Origin of the sequence: Sporosarcina ureae (genome assembly GCF_002101375.1) — a bacterium.
Classification (GTDB): Bacteria; Bacillota; Bacilli; order Bacillales_A; family Planococcaceae; genus Sporosarcina; species Sporosarcina ureae_B.
In genome coordinates this window covers 3,245,594-3,263,790 of record NZ_CP015207.1, presented here as the reverse complement: position 1 = coordinate 3,263,790, position 18,197 = coordinate 3,245,594, and the positions used below count along the sequence as shown (strand labels likewise).

Annotated in this window: 16 protein-coding genes and 1 pseudogene; 7 read left to right on the top strand and 10 right to left on the bottom strand. The window is 40.7% G+C overall.

The features are described 5' to 3' along the window. Nucleotides 1–353 precede the first annotated feature (353 nt). Together SporoP8_RS15955 and SporoP8_RS15950 are read left to right on the top strand one after the other, a co-directional pair. Complete coding sequence (locus SporoP8_RS15955) at nucleotides 354–2,615, top strand: ATP-binding cassette domain-containing protein (RefSeq protein WP_085133430.1); 2,262 nt, start codon at nucleotides 354–356, stop codon at nucleotides 2,613–2,615. Between the two features lie 38 nt (nucleotides 2,616–2,653). Further along, nucleotides 2,654–3,328, top strand: coding sequence for a DNA-3-methyladenine glycosylase family protein (locus SporoP8_RS15950; RefSeq protein WP_198166034.1), 675 nt, complete (start codon nucleotides 2,654–2,656; stop codon nucleotides 3,326–3,328). A gap of 55 nt (nucleotides 3,329–3,383) precedes the next feature. Here SporoP8_RS15950 and gpsB read toward each other — a convergent pair whose 3' ends face one another. The 3 genes from gpsB to SporoP8_RS15935 form a co-directional block, all read right to left on the bottom strand. Beyond that, nucleotides 3,384–3,683: a cell division regulator GpsB gene (gene gpsB, locus SporoP8_RS15945; protein ID WP_085133428.1), complete on the bottom strand. Its 300-nt coding sequence runs from the start codon at nucleotides 3,681–3,683 to the stop codon at nucleotides 3,384–3,386. A gap of 77 nt (nucleotides 3,684–3,760) precedes the next feature. Continuing rightward, on the bottom strand, nucleotides 3,761–5,035 hold the full coding sequence (locus SporoP8_RS15940; RefSeq protein WP_085133427.1) for a ribonuclease H-like domain-containing protein: 1,275 nt from the start codon (nucleotides 5,033–5,035) through the stop codon (nucleotides 3,761–3,763). Between the two features lie 280 nt (nucleotides 5,036–5,315). Next, nucleotides 5,316–5,537 (bottom strand): transcriptional regulator, encoded by a 222-nt coding sequence (locus SporoP8_RS15935; protein ID WP_085133426.1) that lies wholly within the window; start codon nucleotides 5,535–5,537, stop codon nucleotides 5,316–5,318. Nucleotides 5,538–5,662: 125 nt separating this feature from the next. On the opposite strand from SporoP8_RS15935, the gene SporoP8_RS15930 reads away from it, so the two are divergent. The 3 genes and pseudogenes from SporoP8_RS15930 to SporoP8_RS15920 all read left to right on the top strand — a co-directional run. Next, nucleotides 5,663–6,109 carry a DUF4385 domain-containing protein gene (locus SporoP8_RS15930; protein WP_085133425.1) on the top strand — a complete coding sequence of 149 codons (447 nt, stop codon included), beginning with the start codon at nucleotides 5,663–5,665 and terminating at the stop codon, nucleotides 6,107–6,109. 421 nt (nucleotides 6,110–6,530) lie between these two features. After that, nucleotides 6,531–6,734 (top strand): helix-turn-helix transcriptional regulator, encoded by a 204-nt coding sequence (locus tag SporoP8_RS15925; protein WP_085133424.1) that lies wholly within the window; start codon nucleotides 6,531–6,533, stop codon nucleotides 6,732–6,734. Continuing rightward, nucleotides 6,734–7,336 (top strand): annotated as a pseudogene (locus tag SporoP8_RS15920) (DUF3169 family protein); the annotation flags it as partial. The gene SporoP8_RS15925 and the pseudogene SporoP8_RS15920, both read left to right, overlap by 1 nt. A gap of 142 nt (nucleotides 7,337–7,478) precedes the next feature. Here SporoP8_RS15920 and SporoP8_RS15915 read toward each other — a convergent pair. From SporoP8_RS15915 to SporoP8_RS15895, 5 genes are all read right to left on the bottom strand, one after another. Continuing rightward, a complete protein-coding gene (locus SporoP8_RS15915; RefSeq protein ID WP_085133423.1) occupies nucleotides 7,479–7,847 on the bottom strand; it encodes a DUF488 domain-containing protein in 369 nt (122 codons plus the stop codon). A 230-nt stretch (nucleotides 7,848–8,077) separates the two neighbouring features. Beyond that, on the bottom strand, nucleotides 8,078–8,431 hold the full coding sequence (locus tag SporoP8_RS15910; RefSeq protein WP_085133422.1) for a hypothetical protein: 354 nt from the start codon (nucleotides 8,429–8,431) through the stop codon (nucleotides 8,078–8,080). 159 nt (nucleotides 8,432–8,590) lie between these two features. Beyond that, complete coding sequence (locus tag SporoP8_RS15905; protein WP_085133421.1) at nucleotides 8,591–10,786, bottom strand: 5'-nucleotidase C-terminal domain-containing protein; 2,196 nt, start codon at nucleotides 10,784–10,786, stop codon at nucleotides 8,591–8,593. 184 nt (nucleotides 10,787–10,970) lie between these two features. Beyond that, entirely contained in the window at nucleotides 10,971–13,235 is a 2,265-nt protein-coding gene (locus SporoP8_RS15900; RefSeq protein WP_085133420.1) for a DEAD/DEAH box helicase, read from the bottom strand. Continuing rightward, a complete protein-coding gene (locus SporoP8_RS15895) occupies nucleotides 13,228–13,605 on the bottom strand; it encodes a YppE family protein (protein ID WP_085133419.1) in 378 nt (125 codons plus the stop codon). Before SporoP8_RS15895 ends, SporoP8_RS15900 begins: the two co-directional genes overlap by 8 nt. Before the next feature lie 202 nt (nucleotides 13,606–13,807). Here SporoP8_RS15895 and recU point away from each other — a divergent pair, with 202 nt between their 5' ends. Then, entirely contained in the window at nucleotides 13,808–14,419 is a 612-nt protein-coding gene (recU, locus tag SporoP8_RS15890; protein WP_085133418.1) for a Holliday junction resolvase RecU, read from the top strand. 24 nt (nucleotides 14,420–14,443) lie between these two features. Next, nucleotides 14,444–17,167 carry a transglycosylase domain-containing protein gene (locus SporoP8_RS15885; protein ID WP_085133417.1) on the top strand — a complete coding sequence of 908 codons (2,724 nt, stop codon included), beginning with the start codon at nucleotides 14,444–14,446 and terminating at the stop codon, nucleotides 17,165–17,167. 44 nt (nucleotides 17,168–17,211) lie between these two features. Here SporoP8_RS15885 and SporoP8_RS15880 read toward each other — a convergent pair whose 3' ends face one another. Then, a complete protein-coding gene (locus SporoP8_RS15880; protein ID WP_085133416.1) occupies nucleotides 17,212–17,547 on the bottom strand; it encodes a YpoC family protein in 336 nt (111 codons plus the stop codon). After that, nucleotides 17,544–18,191, bottom strand: coding sequence for an endonuclease III (gene nth, locus SporoP8_RS15875; protein ID WP_085133415.1), 648 nt, complete (start codon nucleotides 18,189–18,191; stop codon nucleotides 17,544–17,546). Before nth ends, SporoP8_RS15880 begins: the two co-directional genes overlap by 4 nt. Nucleotides 18,192–18,197 lie beyond the last annotated feature (6 nt).

Below are 18,197 nucleotides of genomic sequence, written 5' to 3'. Positions count from 1 at the left end.
GTTATACAATAAATTCGTTTGGAATAAGGCAGATTAATTAGTTGGCGTGATGTGGAGAATGAATTAGTGTAGATTTTTTTGCGTAATGAGCGGTTAAATACAGTTAGTGAGCGGTTAGAGTTGAGTATAGAGCGGATTTGGATAAGGTATGAGCGATTATTGGAAGTTAAGAGCGGTTGAAGCGAAAGTATGAGCGCATCTACGAATTAATGAGCGCAGATAAGTTCTTATACAGTAATTATTCAATTTTCCAACTAATAACGACACAAATTTAATCGTATAGTGTAACTTCGTCAAAATAGGGAAATCATCTAGCAAGACTAGTAATTATGGTTTGAAGGAGGACTATTATTATGAAAGAAGTCAAAGATGAAATTGTTTTACGGGGACTCCGAGAAAACAATTTAAAACATATAGATTTGAACTTGCGGAAAGAAGAAATCACGGTATTTACCGGCTTATCAGGATCGGGGAAGAGCTCGGTTGCTTTCGACACGCTGGCAACGGAAAGTAGACGACAGATGACGTTGAACTATCCGCTTTATGTACGAAACCAGATGCCTCGTTATGAAAGACCAGGTGCTGATTTAATGCAGCATTTGAGCCCAGTTATTGTCGTGGAGCAAAAGCCTGTTGGAGGCAATTCTCGCTCAACAGTCGGGACATATATGGATATTCACCCATTGATTCGTCTTTTGTTTTCACGCATCGGTACACCTGCCATTGGTTCTGCTACGGATTTCTCGAGTCAAAGTTCATTTGGCAAATGTCCAGAGTGTAATGGATTCGGCGAGGTCGTCTACCCTGATTTACATAAAATTATCGATCTAGACCAATCGCTTCGAGAATACGCTGTAAAGTTTAAGCCACTGTCCCCTTCTGGTTGGCAAGGAAGATGGATGATGACGGGTGGATTATTCGACCCCGATCTGCCAATCAAAGAGTATCCACAAGATCAATATAATTTATTGATCTATGGACCGCCTGATGGTGAAAGAGTGTTTGCGCCCTTCCATACGAAAGATGGTCCGCATGATCATGAGTGGGATGGTTTATTACCTAGATTCGTACGTCTTTATATTAATCGGGATATAACGAAACTTAAACAAACTTCACAAGAGGATGTACTGGCAGTATCTACACATACATTATGTCCTACTTGTGATGGTTCAGGATTAAACCCAGAAGTATTGAAGTGTAAAATTAACGGTCTTAATATTGCTGAATACGATAAATTGGAACTGACAGAGCTTCTGCCAGAAATGAAAAATATACGTGATCCACTAGGCAAGTCCATTGCGCAACAGGCGATTCCGAATGTACAGCAATTGATAGAATTGGGACTCGGCTATTTAAGTCTATCGAGAAAAATGGGAACCCTTTCTGGCGGAGAAGCACAACGAGTGAAAATTGCGCGGCATTTAGGTAGCAGCTTAAACAATATCACCTATATTTTCGATGAACCAAGCGCGGGGCTTCATCCGGAAGAAGTGGATATGCTCATCCAGATGCTTAGAAGTCTGAAAGCTAATCATAATACTGTCATTGTCATTGAACACGACCTATCCGTTATAAAGGTAGCGGATGAGATTGTGGAAATGGGTCCGGGTGCAGGTGCCGCGGGTGGGGAAATTGTCTATCAAGGAGAGCCTGATGGATTGTCAGCGTCTGCTTTAACAAAACTGGATCACAAGCTGAAAATCAATCAGCATCCACGTCGGTCAAACGATTATTTCACCATTACTAGGGCGAATAATAACAATTTAAAGGATGTATCGATTGACATCCCTAAAAACGTTTTCGTTACCGTCTGCGGCGTGTCAGGTTCAGGTAAAAGTTCTCTACTCTTTGACGCATTCTCGGCAAAATATCCCGATCTAATCAAAGTAAGTCAAGGCCGTATCGGAATTTCTAGCCGCTCCACGCTAGCTACCTATATGGGAATCATGGACGACATCCGGCAGATCCTCGCGAAAGAAACGGGACAGCCTGCTGGTCTATTTAGCTTTAACTCGTTAGGGGCTTGCCCAGTATGTGATGGGAAAGGAGTCACCACTCCAGATGTGGCATTTGCGGATCCCGTAACAGTTGTTTGCGAATCTTGTGATGGATTACGCTATTCCGATGAGGCTCTTTCCTATATGTACCAAGGGAAAAACATCGCAGACATCTTAGAGTTGACAGTAGACGAGTCTAAAAAGTATTTTGTCATGCCCAAGATAGTAAAAAGAATGGATATGCTAGCTGAAGTCGGTTTAGATTATCTTACATTAGGACAAACAACCAGTTCATTGAGCGGTGGAGAAATACAACGACTCAAACTGGCGAGTCACTTACAGAATGAAGGGCAAATCTATTTATTGGATGAACCTTCATTAGGATTGCATATGAGCGATAATAGTAAACTACTCGAATTGTTCCAAAAACTTGTAAACAAAGGAAATTCGGTACTAATCATTGAACATAATCTAGACTTCATTGCAGCGAGTGACTGGATAATCGAACTAGGTCCAGGCGGTGGCAAACGTGGAGGAACCATACTTTTTGAAGGGACACCGCAAGAAATGTTGTCGGCAGACACGCTAACGGCGAAGTGGTTAAAGGATGGTGTCTGACTCTTTACCATCTAACATCAATAGAAGAGGTGAGCGACTTGGAGAAACTTCATATACGTACACAGGATCCAGCAGTTCAATCTATATGTGCAACAGATCCAAAGCTTAAACAGTTGATTTCACTAATTGGTGATTTTGAAGTTCCGTTACGATCAGATTATTTATCTTCCATTGTACGTTCGATTATCGGCCAACAGATCTCAGTCAGTGCTGCAAGTGCCATCTACACACGTTTGTTGGATTTGCTTGGAGGCCATATAACGGTTGACGGATTGTTAGTCACTTCTAAAGAAGAGTTGAGAGAAGTTGGATTAACTATGAGAAAAGCGGAATATGTAAAAGATCTTGCGGATAAAATTGTGAATCGTGAACTGGATCTCAGGAATATTGCAGCCTATGATGATGACGCAATTCTCAAGCAATTAACTAATGTCAAAGGCATTGGTAAATGGACAGCAGAAATGTTTTTGATTTTATCACTCGGCCGCCAAGACGTGCTTGCGATCGACGATGTAGGAATCCAACGGTCTGCACAATGGCTGTATGGCGTTGAAAAGTCGGAGCGGCGTCAATTACTTGTTGAGAAATCCCCTCAATGGATGCCTTATCGCTCGATTGTGTCCCATTATCTTTGGGAAGCAATTCATCTGGGCTTTGTTCAAGATTTTGACTCAATGGAGGAATTAATAGAAGCAAGAAATAGACTTCCATAATCCAAAAAGAACCGCCACATTTTACTGTGGCGGTTCTCCTATGTCAAATTACTTTTTACTCTTCAGGCTGAACCAATTTATCACCAAATACTTCTCTTTCAAGATTTGCGATACGCTGAATGATATCAATATTCGTCGTTTGAGGAGCCGGTGTTGCAGAACGTCTTTGTGAAGAGTTTACTTCCGACTTTAATCTAATATTTTCCTCTTGTAGACGTGCAATTTCTTTCTTAAATGTTTCATAGTCTTGAATGACATCATCCAAAAACCAGTCCACTTCTTCTTGCTTATAGCCTCGAATGGCTTGCTTAAATTCTTTTTCTAAAATCGTTTTCGTTTCTAGCTTTAATTCCATGACAAAACGTCCTTCCGTCTATGATTCCATAAGGCCATTATAGCATATGTTGTCATTCTTTGTCTTACTGAAAAAGGCTATTGCTCTTCATCCGTCGCTTCTTGCGCTTGCCCAGGAAATAATTTTCTATTTACTCGCATTTCCCGTTTCGCTAATGACTTCTTCATGCGATTGCTGAAACGTTGTGTAAATTCATTGGATTGTTGCAATAGTTGACCCGCACTTAGTATGTGTTCATATGCGAGCGAATAATCCTTTACTTGGTGCTCATATAACTTTGCCAGTTCCTCATACGCTAGTAGCTGTTCCCTGCCTGTACCATGCGTTGCGACAATATCAAATGACCGAATCGCCCGATCGAATTCTTTATGACGCTTCAGTAAAAAACCTAGATGATAATGCGTCATTGGATAACTCGTCCCGTACACTTCCGCAATTCGTTGAAGTTCTATAAAACTATGATCTTTCAAACCAAGATCTTGGAACCATTTAGCGATATTCGTTGCAATTTGAGCATTTTGCTGACTAGCTTCTTCCATGATGATATCAGTAGAAAGACTAAACAGCGTCACAAGCGATAGAATATCCCATTCATTATGCCACATAACTTTCATTAAAATTTCCGCACGACCGTTTTTCACCGCATCTTGATAAATAATAGGCGCCATATGTCCAGGTATATCGTCTTTACGATGAAAGCCTAGCTGTGTTCTCTCCACTTCGGTCAACTTGAATGATTCCATTTGCCCTTTCCAAATACGGCGCGATCCATGCAACAAATCGATTTGATGTGGGATAGGTAGTGGCGGCAACAACTTCCGATGTAATGACCAACGCGTTTGTAGTTGAGGGAAATCAAAGCTTTTGCCGTTAAATGTGACGAGTGTAAGTCCTTCTCTCCATAATTCTGATGCATAAAGAAATGCCGCTTCATGATCAGGGTTCGGCAACACGTACTGTGTCATAACGAATTCATCGGACTGTAATTCCAATAGCCCAATTAAAAAAATGACAGCACCGGCGCCTTTTAAACCTGTTGTCTCCGTATCAAAAAATAGTAGCTTACCGGCATTTGGGGATAATGGGTGCAAGTAGTTAGCTTCAGACCATTTCATCAACTTCTGCTTCACATCACCCAAACGAAAATCACCGTGCATCGTATCGAGCGGATAATGAATAACACGTTTATAGACGACACCAAATTGATTTTCAATTTTCTCCATACCCGTCGTCAACCAGCGTTTTTCATAGCTTGGTGCTGGTGGTGTTGTGAACGTCTCTTCCACTTCCTGAACAACTGTCGTCTTCTTCAAAAGTGATTTCATCGCCATTAGTTTCTGCTCATATGACATGACGTTTCAACTCATCTATCTGTTCCTCTATTTGTTGGCTATCCACTATATGTTGAACTTCTTGTCTATAGTACCAAGTAAATTTCACTTTAGTTATCTCCTGGTCTATCATAACTTCACCTCAAAAAAGATCATTATGATATAAATTATACATGAAATGTCTTGTTTTATATGAAATTTGATTTTCTGACGTTGCATTACTTCATATCTTGAACAATAAAAAAGCGATGTATCCCCGAAAATAGGACAGATCGCTTGAGTTCCTTATATATTTATTCGATTAAACTATAACCGTTTCTTTCACACCCACAGGAACGACTGCCAGTACATGATCAATCAGGAAAGTCCGTTTGGAGTTACGCAGAAAACAGTACGCTGTAAATGTTTTGCCATGTAAATTCAGTACACGTATTTTCCGCTTGCTAATGGAGCCATCTTTCGCTTCATAAATCACTTCAAGAATATCATCGTATCGTAATGCTTTTTCTAATGAACACCGCACGTTCGTTCCCTCCCTTTGTTCCAGTATAAAGAATGTATGTTCTGTTGTAAAGTATTTTATATATGGATTCTCCTGTTTTTCACCATTCTTTTAGGGGTAAAGTAGAAGAAAAAGGACGTGAATATATGCCATTCGATTATGATTTAGACTATAGTACGTTAGACTTACGCAAACACCCCGAATTATATAAAGTCGGAAAAGGCGAACAAGGCGTGTTGTTGGTTGAGCCTTACAAAAGTGAAATTTTACCTCATTGGCGCTTTAAAACACCTGAGATCGCAAAAGAGTCTGCAGATCAAATTTGTGCGCTTTTTGAAGAATACCGAAAGCAGGATGACTTTGTTGGAATGGATATGGCACGTAAGTTCATTCAAATGGGATATACTCGTGCACGTCGTTATGCGAATCATAAAAGCGGAAGAAAATATAATGAAGATGGAACGGTAAAAGAGCGCGATATGGATTCTGTCAAGGCAGAGTCTGCACAAATTTTCAAAGAACGATGGGACGCCATTCGCAAAGATGAAGAGTATATTAAGCGGAAAAAAGCACATCAGAAAGCATATGGGTAATACGCATGAAAAAGCGATGAATGTCTAGCACACATTCACCGCTTTATTTATTGAGTTAGTTCATAGATTACTTGACGTTTCTCTTGGAACCTTTAGCTTTCCAATGGCTCGCGTACAGAACGAGTAAGAAGGTTCCACACATAATTGGTCATCCACCATACAAAATCTCTCGTCTTTTGATCTTCCGAAATACTCGTAAAATAAGGATGTGACATCATATTAACGCTCGGAATAAACCAAATACTTTCACATATCTTCACTACTAATCATTTAAGCATGAACCTCGTCCCCTTTATTATCGATTAATAACCAAATTGAATATCGTATAAACACCTCAAAAGACGTGTAAAATAGTCACTTTGACAATTAAACTTGTCAAAGTGAACATCATACGTTACAATACCAGTAAGAGGTGAGGCTAGTGAGAACAAGATTAAAAGAATTACGAGCGCGTGACGGGCTCAATCAGACAGAACTTGCCAAGCGAGCAAAAGTATCTAGGCAGACGATTAGTTTAATTGAAAGGGAAGAATTTGTGCCTTCCTTGCTTATAGCGAAACGGATTTCACATATTTTTGATGAGACAATTGAAAGTATTTTTATTTTTGATGAGGAGGAATTATAATGAGAATGATAATTTGGACGCTCATAGGAGCAGTAGTCGGATTTTTTGGAATGTATGCCGCATTATCTATTGATTTCAAAGCAGGCTTTCCACCTATTGGATTAGAAGTAAATAGTGTGTTGATCGCCATCACTTTATTGCTTTTTGTCTTTATTGCTATCAGTTCTACTCAAATGAAAAAGAAAGCCCATCTCATACTGACAGGTGTTGACGAAGACGAACGCGATGTTTGGCAATATAAACGATTCAGTGACATGAATTTATGTAATAATGTTGCGCTAATTGTAAGTATCATGGCGATTGGGATCTCTATCATCACCGATCAGCCAACGTGGTTATTACTAACTTCCGGAGGCGTTCTACTAGTATCCATCTTATTTTCTATGTTGGTCCCCGGTTTGATGAAAACCGTTTATCCGGACCGTGATCTACCCTCGGCTTCTGAAAAAAACTTTGCCAAGAAGTTGCTAGCCGCTTCGGATGAAGGCGAGAGGTTCGTCATGCTTCAAGGCTTTTATAAAACGTTTAACACAATGAATCTGTCATTGATCATCGCATTGATGTTATTTATTCTGTACTCCGTGGGCACAGGTAATTCCCAGTTATTCTCTATTTTCATTGTAGGAATCATACTGATTGTAACGAACGCACAGTATTTGCTGACAATACGTAATAAATCAATCGATATATTGAAATTTGCTGTTCAAGTGTTTGTTTCCTTGAACAGCGTTTTGTATTCGATCATTACACTTGCTGATGATCCAAGATTTCTTTTAATACTACAGCTTGATTATTCTTTTCATCCTTCGCTCCAAATACTAGCGTTATATTCTTCTTATATTCTTTTGTCCAGTCCTTCAGCTTTTCTAACTCTTCTTGCTGTGCTTCATTGTTTTTCAATTCTTCTTTATACTTTTCCTTGAAACCTTCAAATTTATCGGGATCATGGTCAAACCATTGGCGAAGTTCTGTGCTCGGTCCTACTTCTTTTAACCATTCATCCACTTGTGCATCTTCCTTACTCATTCCTCGTGGCCATAGACGATCCACTAGAACTCGCAATCCATCATCTTTCTCTGCATCCTCATAAACCCGTTTGATCTGAACTGGCATGTAGATTTCCTCCTATTCGGTTCTCAGAATACTTCTACCCTAAATTCTTCAAGTTAACAAATTATTTGTTTTAGGATATATTACAAAAAATGCAACGTCGAGATTCATCTCGACAATATCTTTATTTTTAATTTATTTAATAGTACATTGGTTATTGGTATGCTCAGTTCGGGCAACTTCATTTGTCAATTCCGAGCAAATCCGTCGTTTCTATTTGTGCCGTCGACGTTTCAACTTGATACGTCCACCGTGCTATTTTGTTTTTGAAAAATCGGTTTCGTATAATCGACGCGATACCATTTCGTTCTATCAATTTTCATTTTATTATACGAGGAATTGGAGATCAAATAGCCTTGTGACTCTAAACTGTAAATAGTACGCCGTATTTTATTGAGTGACCAAAATGGAATCTCTTCCTTCCAGTCCGTATACGTTTTGTACACCCATTTGTATCCATCCCGTTCATTTTTTGAAATGAGCGAACGATAATGAAGATGTTGCAGTAAAAAGGCTTCATTAAGCCCGATTTCCATAACTAAAGTAGTTTGCAAAGTAAATGAAGGTTCATCGAGTAATAAATACATAGTATTTCCTCCTAATGGATTCGAATGTTAGAGAAGCATTTCTCTCTCTTCATATGCTATATAGTTACATATTGTAAAAAGGATACACCTAAGAAAAATATTTTTTACATAAAAAGAGTCGAAGCTTTTTGGGCTCCAACTCTTTTACATTCATGTATATTACTTATTCACATCAACAATTCGACCTTCAATTTCAGGCTTGACTGTTCCAAGCTTGATCATGTGATCCCGTAAGTTCACCCAATCATCCAAACCAAGATCGGTCACACGGCCATTTTCGTATGCTTCACCAAGCACTTTAAAACCATCTCCGCCTCTTGCTGTAAAGGCATTTGTCGTGATCACATACTCTTTATCCATCTCTACATCAACGAACTCGTCATTCGTTTTTACTTGCATAGTCTGAACTCGATTACCCACTTCTTTACTGCTATCGAATGTCATTTTCATTCCTGACATATGCAAGAAACCGCCCTCTTCTTTAGGTACATTTCGCACACTATGCTCAAGCGTATTTTTAATTTCTTCACCCGTAAGCGTAACAAGGGATAAAGTATTACCGAATGGCAGCACTTCAATTACTGCTCCGACCGTGACTTGTCCTTTATTTAAATGATTGCGGATTCCTCCACCGTTTTGTAGAGCAATTACCGTTTTCGGATCATATTCTTTTGCTTTTTCTAGCATTCCGTCCGTTATTAAATTACCGAGTGCTGTTTCATTCGCACGGACACTATCCGTAGAATTCTCTCCTTCACGACTTCTCGGGTTTGGCAAATCCACTTCTAAAGTCGCTCCGATTTCTTTACCAAACGTTTCATCAATTTTTCCGGAATATTTGAGAAGTGCTTCCGCTGCTTCTACATCATTCGCTTTGTCTTTTAAGCTGATTAATTTTCCAGCATGACCTGTAATGACACCTTGATCATCAAATTCTACGTCCAGTGTTCCAAGATGCGTCAAGTATTGATCCGCTTGAACAATGACTGTAGGATCTTTGCTTTCTCCACTTGCCTTTTTATCAACTATCACTGGTTCCGACAATTTCGTATGTGAATGTCCGCCCACAATAATATCGATGCCTTCAACTGCTTGAGCTAGAAGCAAATCATTACCTACAGATGGATCACTATCGAATCCAAGATGATTTAGCGAAATAATTTTATTGACGCCTTGGCTCTCAAAGTAGGCTACGGCTTTTTCAGCTGACTCTTTATACTCTAAAAACTCTACTGCTCCTGGACTCGCGACAAATGCTGTACTTTCAGTAGTCAATCCGAAGATTCCAACCTTTTCTCCATTCACTTCTTTGATCAAGCCTTTATGAATCTCTCCAAATGCCGGCGTGCTAGTGAATTCTGTTTTGCTTACTAGATTTTTCAAGGCGGGGTCTTTGGAAAAATCTATATTCGCTCCGATTACAGGGAAATTAGCACCTTTCACAAAATTCGCCAGTGACTTGTGGCCATTCGTACTATCGCCTAAATCAAATTCATGATTACCAAATACCATTGCATCTAGACCCATTAAATTCATCAGTTCTAGATCCGCTTGTCCTTCAAACTCCGAGAAATATAATGTTCCCGAGAACACATCTCCTCCATGAAGAAGCAAAGCATCTGGCTTTTCATTTCGAACTTCTTTGATAGCGGTAATAGCTTTTGGCATTTCCGCTACACGTGCATGTGTGTCGTTCATATGCATCAATGATAAGGTGTAATCGTTTGGTTGCAGCTGATTGGCACGGTGAATGAATGAGGAGAATGCACCTCGTGTGACGGGCTCATTCGGTCTGAAATTACTCAGTTGATCCGTTAAACCAAGATTCGCAAGGATTTGCACACCTCTTCTGTGTGACTCTCCTACATTCGATAAGTTAATTTCCACTTTCTTACCTGTATCGTATTTCTCAAGATCCAATGCATTCACTAGCACATTCGCCATTTGTTGACGCGTTAGGGCAGCTGTCGGTTTGAAATTCCCATTGGAGTCTCCTTTAAATACATTCGCGTTCGCTAGAGTCGCCATTTCTTTAGCGTAGAAACTGTCTTCTGAAATATCTTTAAACTTTTTTAATACATCCGCCACATTAGTTGGTTCTTCAAAGTCCCCTAACTTTGCCAAAATTAATGCCGCGTGACGACGCTCAATGGAATTCCCGGGCTTGAACTGATTTTCGGAATAGCCACGAATGATATGTTGGTCCGTCAACGCTTTAATCGCTTCATAATGCGTATTTTCCTTTGATACGTCGGTATACCATTGCTCTGCTGCACTGACAGAGCCTCCCGCCAATACAATAGCGCTAGCGACAGCAAATGTAGCACCAAACCTATGAACTGATCTTTTATTCATCTGTTTTACCCCCTCATTTTACTAGACCGATAGTTGTACATATTCATATTATCAGAATGCACTGCTATTTAGATAGAGGGTCGATATTTTTTATTGAATTTGGAAACTTCTACCGGTTCCGCCAACTACTTTCTCTTTCTACATAAAAAAGAGTCGAAGTACTTCTCTTCGACTCTCTTTCTACTCACTTTGCCAACTCTGCTAGCAAGCTATGTGCACGATGTTTGTTATTCTTTTGTCCTGCTTCTTGGGCTCCAATACAGACGGGACAGCCGTATTCACAGCGACACTCCGCCACATGATCCGCTGCGAGCATTAATAATTCTTTCCAACGACTATAAATATTTTCACTTAAACCAATTCCACCTGGATAGCTGTCGTAAATAAAGAATGTCGGCCGCTCCATGTGAATCGCCTTCACTTGCGGTACAACATGGATATCATTTCGATCACACTTGATGAATAGCGGTACCAGTGATTGAATCGCAAACGCTGCAGCTGTCATCGCGTCAGTCAAGTCGGATTTCTCCCAGCCTTCGGGGACATCAAACGTTAACCACGTACCTGACGTATGCATTTCTTCCGCAGGCAACGAAATAGGGCCTGATCCAATATTGTCATGCGTATCAAATTTGATTTTCTTAAAGATCGTTGGAATCGCGAGTACTGCTAAGTCTCCGTAAGCTAGCGTACGCTCCCCGTCTTCCATCCGCTTGTCTTCACTGATGACTTTCAGTTCCACCGCGAGATTTGCATCGGTGAAATAATCTACATCGACCACTGTAACGTATGCTTTCTTCTCTTCCCAATCCAGTTCCTCTACTTGATATTGCGTTCCTTGATGCAAGTAAATCGCTTCTTCATGCAACAACGTCATGGCACTGAACCGGTCCATCTCTCCTATGACACGTGTCTCTTTTGGAAATGATTGGTCAATGATGATGACGTTTTCTTGTGACGCGGAACGCAAACTGATTTCTCCAGCGGGAAAACGATCGGTCATCCAATGCCATTTATCCGATGTTTGTAACAAGACGCCTTCACTTTGTAAAAACGCCAATAATTCCTGTACTTCAAATTCACCATACGTCTCAGTAGAGCTAAATGGCAGTTCGAATGAAGCGCATTTCAGATGATCCATCAGTATCAGCATATTGTCTGGATGAATATGAATTTCTTCCGGCTGCCGTCCGAGCAAATATTGCGGATGTTGAATAATATATTGATCAAGCGGCATCGATTGTGCTACATAAATAATCAACGCATCTTCCTGGCGTCTGCCCGCACGCCCCGCTTGCTGCAAAGCACTGGCAATATTTCCCGGGTAACCTGTCATGATACATGCTTGTAATTGTCCGATATCAATCCCCAGCTCCAAGGCGTTTGTACTGACCACGGTGCGAATATCACCATTTTTTAAACCACTTTCGATTGTTCTGCGTTCTGATGGTAAATAACCGCCACGATAACCCATTACCGTCTTATCGAATAACTTTTTCTTTGTCAGTTCTTTCATATACGTGACAAGCATTTCTACACGTACCCGACTTCGTGCAAAAATGATCGTCTGAATATGTTTTTGATATAAAAATGCGCCGAGATCACGGACTTCAAGCACTGCACTTCTTCGTATGCCAAACACATCATGGACAATTGGCGGATTATAAAAAACGAAATGTTTCTTGCCGCGTGGTGCTCCGTTTTGATCAATTAGCACCATTTCCTTATTTGTCAGATTATCCGCTAAATTTTTGGCATTTGAAATCGTTGCGGACGTACAAATAAAAATTGGATCACTACCATAAAATCGGCAAATACGCTGTAATCTCCTTAAGACATGTGCCACGTGACTGCCAAACACACCTTTATATGTATGAAGTTCATCGACCACAATATATTTTAAGTTCTCGAACAATGAAATCCATTTAGTATGATGGGGCAATATCGCTGAGTGAAGCATATCCGGATTTGTCAGTATAATATGGCCAGATTTTCTAACCTTAGTTCGCAAGCCAGGTGCCGTATCTCCGTCATAGGTGTGACTTAAAATGGTTTCGCCACTCGCTTCAATCAACTCATGCAAATCGGCTAGCTGATCTTGAGCCAATGCTTTAGTTGGGAATAAATACAGTGCCCGTGAAGATGGGTCATCCAAAATCGACTGCAGTACCGGCAAATGATAACATAGTGACTTCCCCGAGGCAGTCGGCGTGATGGCGGTAATCGAATGTCCTTCACTCACTTTGTCAAATGCTTGTCGCTGGTGACTATATAACTGAGTAATTCCCTTCGTTGCCAACGCTTTACGAATCGATGAATGCAATATAGGAGGAAACTCCGCTAGGATGGCTTCTTGCTCCTTTAGCGTTTCGATATAGGCGATATTCGGCCCAAAGCGTGAATCAGCAAATAGTTCTTGAATTGTTTCAGGTATACTTTGTTTATTCATTCACATGGTCCTCTCCTTGATCCGCGTTCATTGCGTCCAAAACAGTTTGCAATGTATAGCGTGCTGCACGGATAGAAAGAATAAAGCGCTTTTTACCGGTGGCTTTGTAGAAAGACTGTACGACGAATTGCGTCATCGAGTCTTTCAACGAATCTACTTGCACGTCATGCACATAGCGCGGCTTTTTCTTCTGTATCCACACTTTCATCTCTTCCGCCCACTGCGCAATTGCCTGGTGGCTATTATCAGCATACGGCTTCACTTCTTCAAAGAAATCTGGTTCATGATCTGTTTCTCTCATACGATAAAACCGCTGTTCACATTCATCACAAATTGTCAGCAATAACTTTGTGTCTTCTATCTTGCTCATTTATATAAAACTCCTTTAGGATTCATTGTAAAAAAAACGTACTTTTTTTCATTTTATCAGATATTCCACTTCAGCTCCACTTTCTACGAACAAACATTCCAAGCCGTCACCAATTCGACTACTTTCAACTCGATGGAAACTTTCTTTTTGGTAACTCGTCTAATAGTCGGTATGATATGATGTAGAGTACGAGGTGGTCACATTGGCGATACGTTATCCGAACGGAAAAAAGTTCAATCCTTCCGTGTCTTCTACGAAAAAGAAAACCTATGACTACTCCTTCAGTAATCGGGGTAAATCATTAGAAGACGAACTGAACGACACAAACGAATACTATTTGGCGCATGGTCTAGCCGTCATCCATAAAAAGCCGGTACCCATACAAATCGTCAATGTCCGCTATCCTGCAAGAAGCGCTGCAGTGATCACTGAAGCGTATTTCCGTACACCTTCGACAACTGACTATAATGGTGTATGGAATGGATATTATGTGGACTTTGAAGCAAAGGAAACGAAAAATAAAACTTCATTGCCACTGCAAAATATTCATTTGCATCAAGTACAGCATATGAAGCAAGTAATCGACCAATCCGGACTTGCTTTTTTTATTGTCAATTTCACATTGTTGGATCGATATTTCTTATTGCCATTCGAGGAATTTTATCCTTTGTGGCAACGCATGGAAGATGGCGGACGAAAGTCCATTACATTATCTGAAATAGAAGAACGATCCATCGAAATCAATACCGGTTTTCACCCTCGGCTAGATTATATACAAGCCGTGAAGGATTGGATCAAGCGCAAGATAGATTAATGAAAGCGAAAGGCAGGAAATATTATGAGTGATAACATAAACTCGAGAACAGCAAGAAGAAAGAAACAAGTGACGGAGAAACCAAAGCGTCCGCAGAAAAAGCTTCCTACTCAATTATGGAAGAAAATCCTTTTAGCTATTGCAACGCTTTTCCTCTTAGTACTAGTTGGCGGGGCTTCATTATTTGCTTATTATGCAAGTACAGCACCTGACTTGGACGAAGAGCTGTTGAAAGATCCACTTACCTCTAACTTCGTGACAAAAGACGGCGATGTGTTCATGAAGTTCGGTGCAGAGAAACGAGAATTCGTACCGTATAAGGAAATCCCTGAACAAATGAAAGATGCCATTCTAGCTACAGAAGACATTCGTTTCTTCAAGCACGGTGGGATTGACTTTTATCGTCTTGGAGGAGCCGTGATCGCCAATTTCCGTAGTGGATTTGGATCACAAGGTGCTTCGACATTAACACAGCAAGTTATTAAAAACTCGTTTCTGAAGAACGAAAAAACATTGAAGCGTAAAGCACAGGAAGCTTGGCTTGCCTATAAACTAGAAAAAGAATATACAAAAGAGGAAATTTTCGAGATGTACTTCAATAAAGTTCTCATGTCAGGTACTCGCTACGGCATCGGGACAGGCGCAACTTACTTCTACGGAAAAAAAGTAAGCGAACTGGATTTACCTGAAATGGCCATGCTAGCCGGTATGCCACAATCTCCAAACGGCTTTAATCCATTTAAAAATCCGGAACGTGCAGAAAAGCGCCGGAATATTGTTCTAACACTGATGGAGCGTCACGGCAAAATCACGACTGCTGAAATGAATGAAGCGAAAAAAGTACCAGTCACTTCCACTCTACTGGCGGAAGAAGATCGTGAAGTATTCGGTAAATACCCAGCTTATGTAGATGCTGTCCTGGATGAAATTGAAGCAGCTGGTTTTACCGATCTTCTATCTGAAGGAATCACCGTACAAACTGCTCTAGATCCAAAAGTACAAGAAACAGTAGAAGCCGCAATCAATGATCCAAGCTATTATGAATCAGATGAAATGGAAGCCGGTATGACGGTGCTCGACACGAAAACAAGTGCCATCGTGGCTATTGGTGGCGGACGCAATTATTCGGGGCGAAACTTGAATTTTGCTGAAGTCAAACGTGCACCCGGTTCTAGTATTAAGCCGATTCTATCGTATGGTCCAGCAATCGAAGAATTAGATTGGTCTACAGGTCAAAAGGTGGTAGATGAACCTTACAGCTATAAAGGTTCAGGTACAGCCATCGGTAACGCGGATGGTAAATTCCTCGGTACATTGACTATGCGGCAAGCACTGTACTGGTCCAGAAACATACCCGCAGTCAAGACGTTTGAAAAAGTAGGACCAAAAAAAGCAGAAGCCTTTGCTAATAAACTTGGCTTTACGTATAAAAATATAGATTCATCCAATGCACTTGGTGGTGGAGATGAATTCTCTACCGTTCAAATGGCAGGCGCATATGCTGCTTTCGGTAATGGCGGTATTTACACCAAACCCCATACTGTAAATAAGCTTATATTGCGTGACGGCAAGACGGAAAAGAATTTACGTCCGGATCCTGTAACCGCAATGAAAGATTCCACCGCTTACATGATTACAGATGTATTACGTGACGTCCTTACCGAATATGGAGCGACAGGAACACGAGCGAATATCAGCAATATGGACATTGCTGGAAAGACAGGTACAACCAATTATCCCGCTGAAAGAATGAAGAAAGATAATATGGAAAGTCATTATGTACCTGATACGTGGTTTACAGGCTATACAACTGAGTACACCATTTCTACATGGGGCGGGTACGGAGATTTCTCACCGATTAAAACCTATGATCACGGACGTTACGTACCACAAAATTTATTCAGAGATGTCATGAGCAGTATCGCAAAAGACCCTGGCACGTTTAGTCAACCGGACTCAGTCGAAGAAGCTTCGATTGTCAAAGGCAGCGATCCTATTATGCTTGCTAGTTCTTTCACTTCTCGTAATCTCATCAGTACTGAATTATTCGTCAGAGGCACGTTACCTAAAAAAGCATCAATTCCTGAAAAGGTTTCAATTCCGAGTCCAGATGGATTAACCGCACAATTCGATGCGAATTCCAATACGATTCAATTACAATGGAATTATGATGTGCCGAATAAATACAGCAGTCTAGGAAGTCCTACATTCAACGTCAGTGTTTCTGTTGATGGTGGTGGAGCACAAAGTATCACGACAACTTCCGATAAACAAACGACTTACTCTGGTGTGGAATACGGTAAGAACTACACATTCCATGTCAGTGCCAATATGGGTGGTTATACAAGTGGATCGGCTACAGCTTCCCTTTCGATAAAAGGCGCTGATGAACCCGTCATTGAAGACGAACCAATCGTTGAGCCTGATGAAAATAATAATGATCAAAACAATAATGAAGATGATCAGTCAGACAACGACCCAAGTAACGACAATGATTCCGAGAATGAAAATCCTAATCAATCGGATCCAGACGGTTCGACCAATCAAGATGGCAATACCCCACCTAACGATCAGAACAACCAAGACCAAAATCAAGGTCAAGGTCAAGGACAAGGTCAAACTAACCAAGGTCAAGGAAATCAAGGGAATCCAGGGAACCAAGGCAATCAGGGAAATCAGGGAAATCCAGGACAAGGTCAAAACCCTAACGATGCCGGTGATACATCATCTGACTCCTCTACTAATTAAAAAAGAGCGATTCCACACAATTACGTGTGGAATCGCTCTTTTATTTATTGTTGAACGCGTAATCGCGCTGCTATCTTTTTCATCTCATCATATAGCATAGTCAGTTGAATTAATGCATAATGGCTGCTTTTTTGAAGTTTGATGAACTCGATCCGTTCGTCGTAATTATTTGGCGCAAGTGCGTAGTGCGTTTTTCCAGTATGTGGGTTCTCTACTTGTTCACTTTGCTCAATTAGCCACTCTAGCTGATCGATAGCCGGCTTTATTAATTCTATTTTACGCGTATCATTTACAGCATATGTCTTTTCTAATTCAGGCTTTTGCTGTTGCCATAGATCGAGTACTTGTTGCACGTTTTTCTTTAATAGTTCATATGTCATTTGGATTTCATCCTTTTTCGTCCTTCGCGGCATAAATCCAATAATGGACATTCTGGACAGTTGGGATTTTGCGCTTTGCAATGATAGCGACCAAAGAAAATCACTTGATGATGAGTCTGTGTCCATAGTTCCATCGGCGTCCAACGCATGATTTTTTCTTCTACATCAATCGGGCGATCTTTCCAGCGATTCATACCCAATCTTTTTGCTACACGTTCGACATGTGTATCGACAGCTAGTGCCGGCACACCGAACGCATTCGACACGACGACGTTGGCCGTTTTCCTACCTACACCTGGTAACGTCATCATGATATCTCGATTAGGGGGAACTTCCCCACCGAACTCTTCTATCAACCGAAGGCTAAGCGCTTGGATATTTTTTGATTTATTACGAAATAAACCAATCGAACGTATATCTTGCTGTAATTCCTCAATCGGTACGGCAAGATAATCTTCCGGAGTCTCATATTTTTTAAACAGCTCTGCAGTCACACGGTTAACTAATACGTCCGTACATTGTGCAGATAAAAGCGTCGCAATTAACAATTCAAACGCGTTTTTATGAACGAGTTCACAATGTGCTTCAGGAAACATCTCTTCGAACGTTTGCAGGCATGTTTGCCATTGTGTTTTTGTCAGCATCGTTTC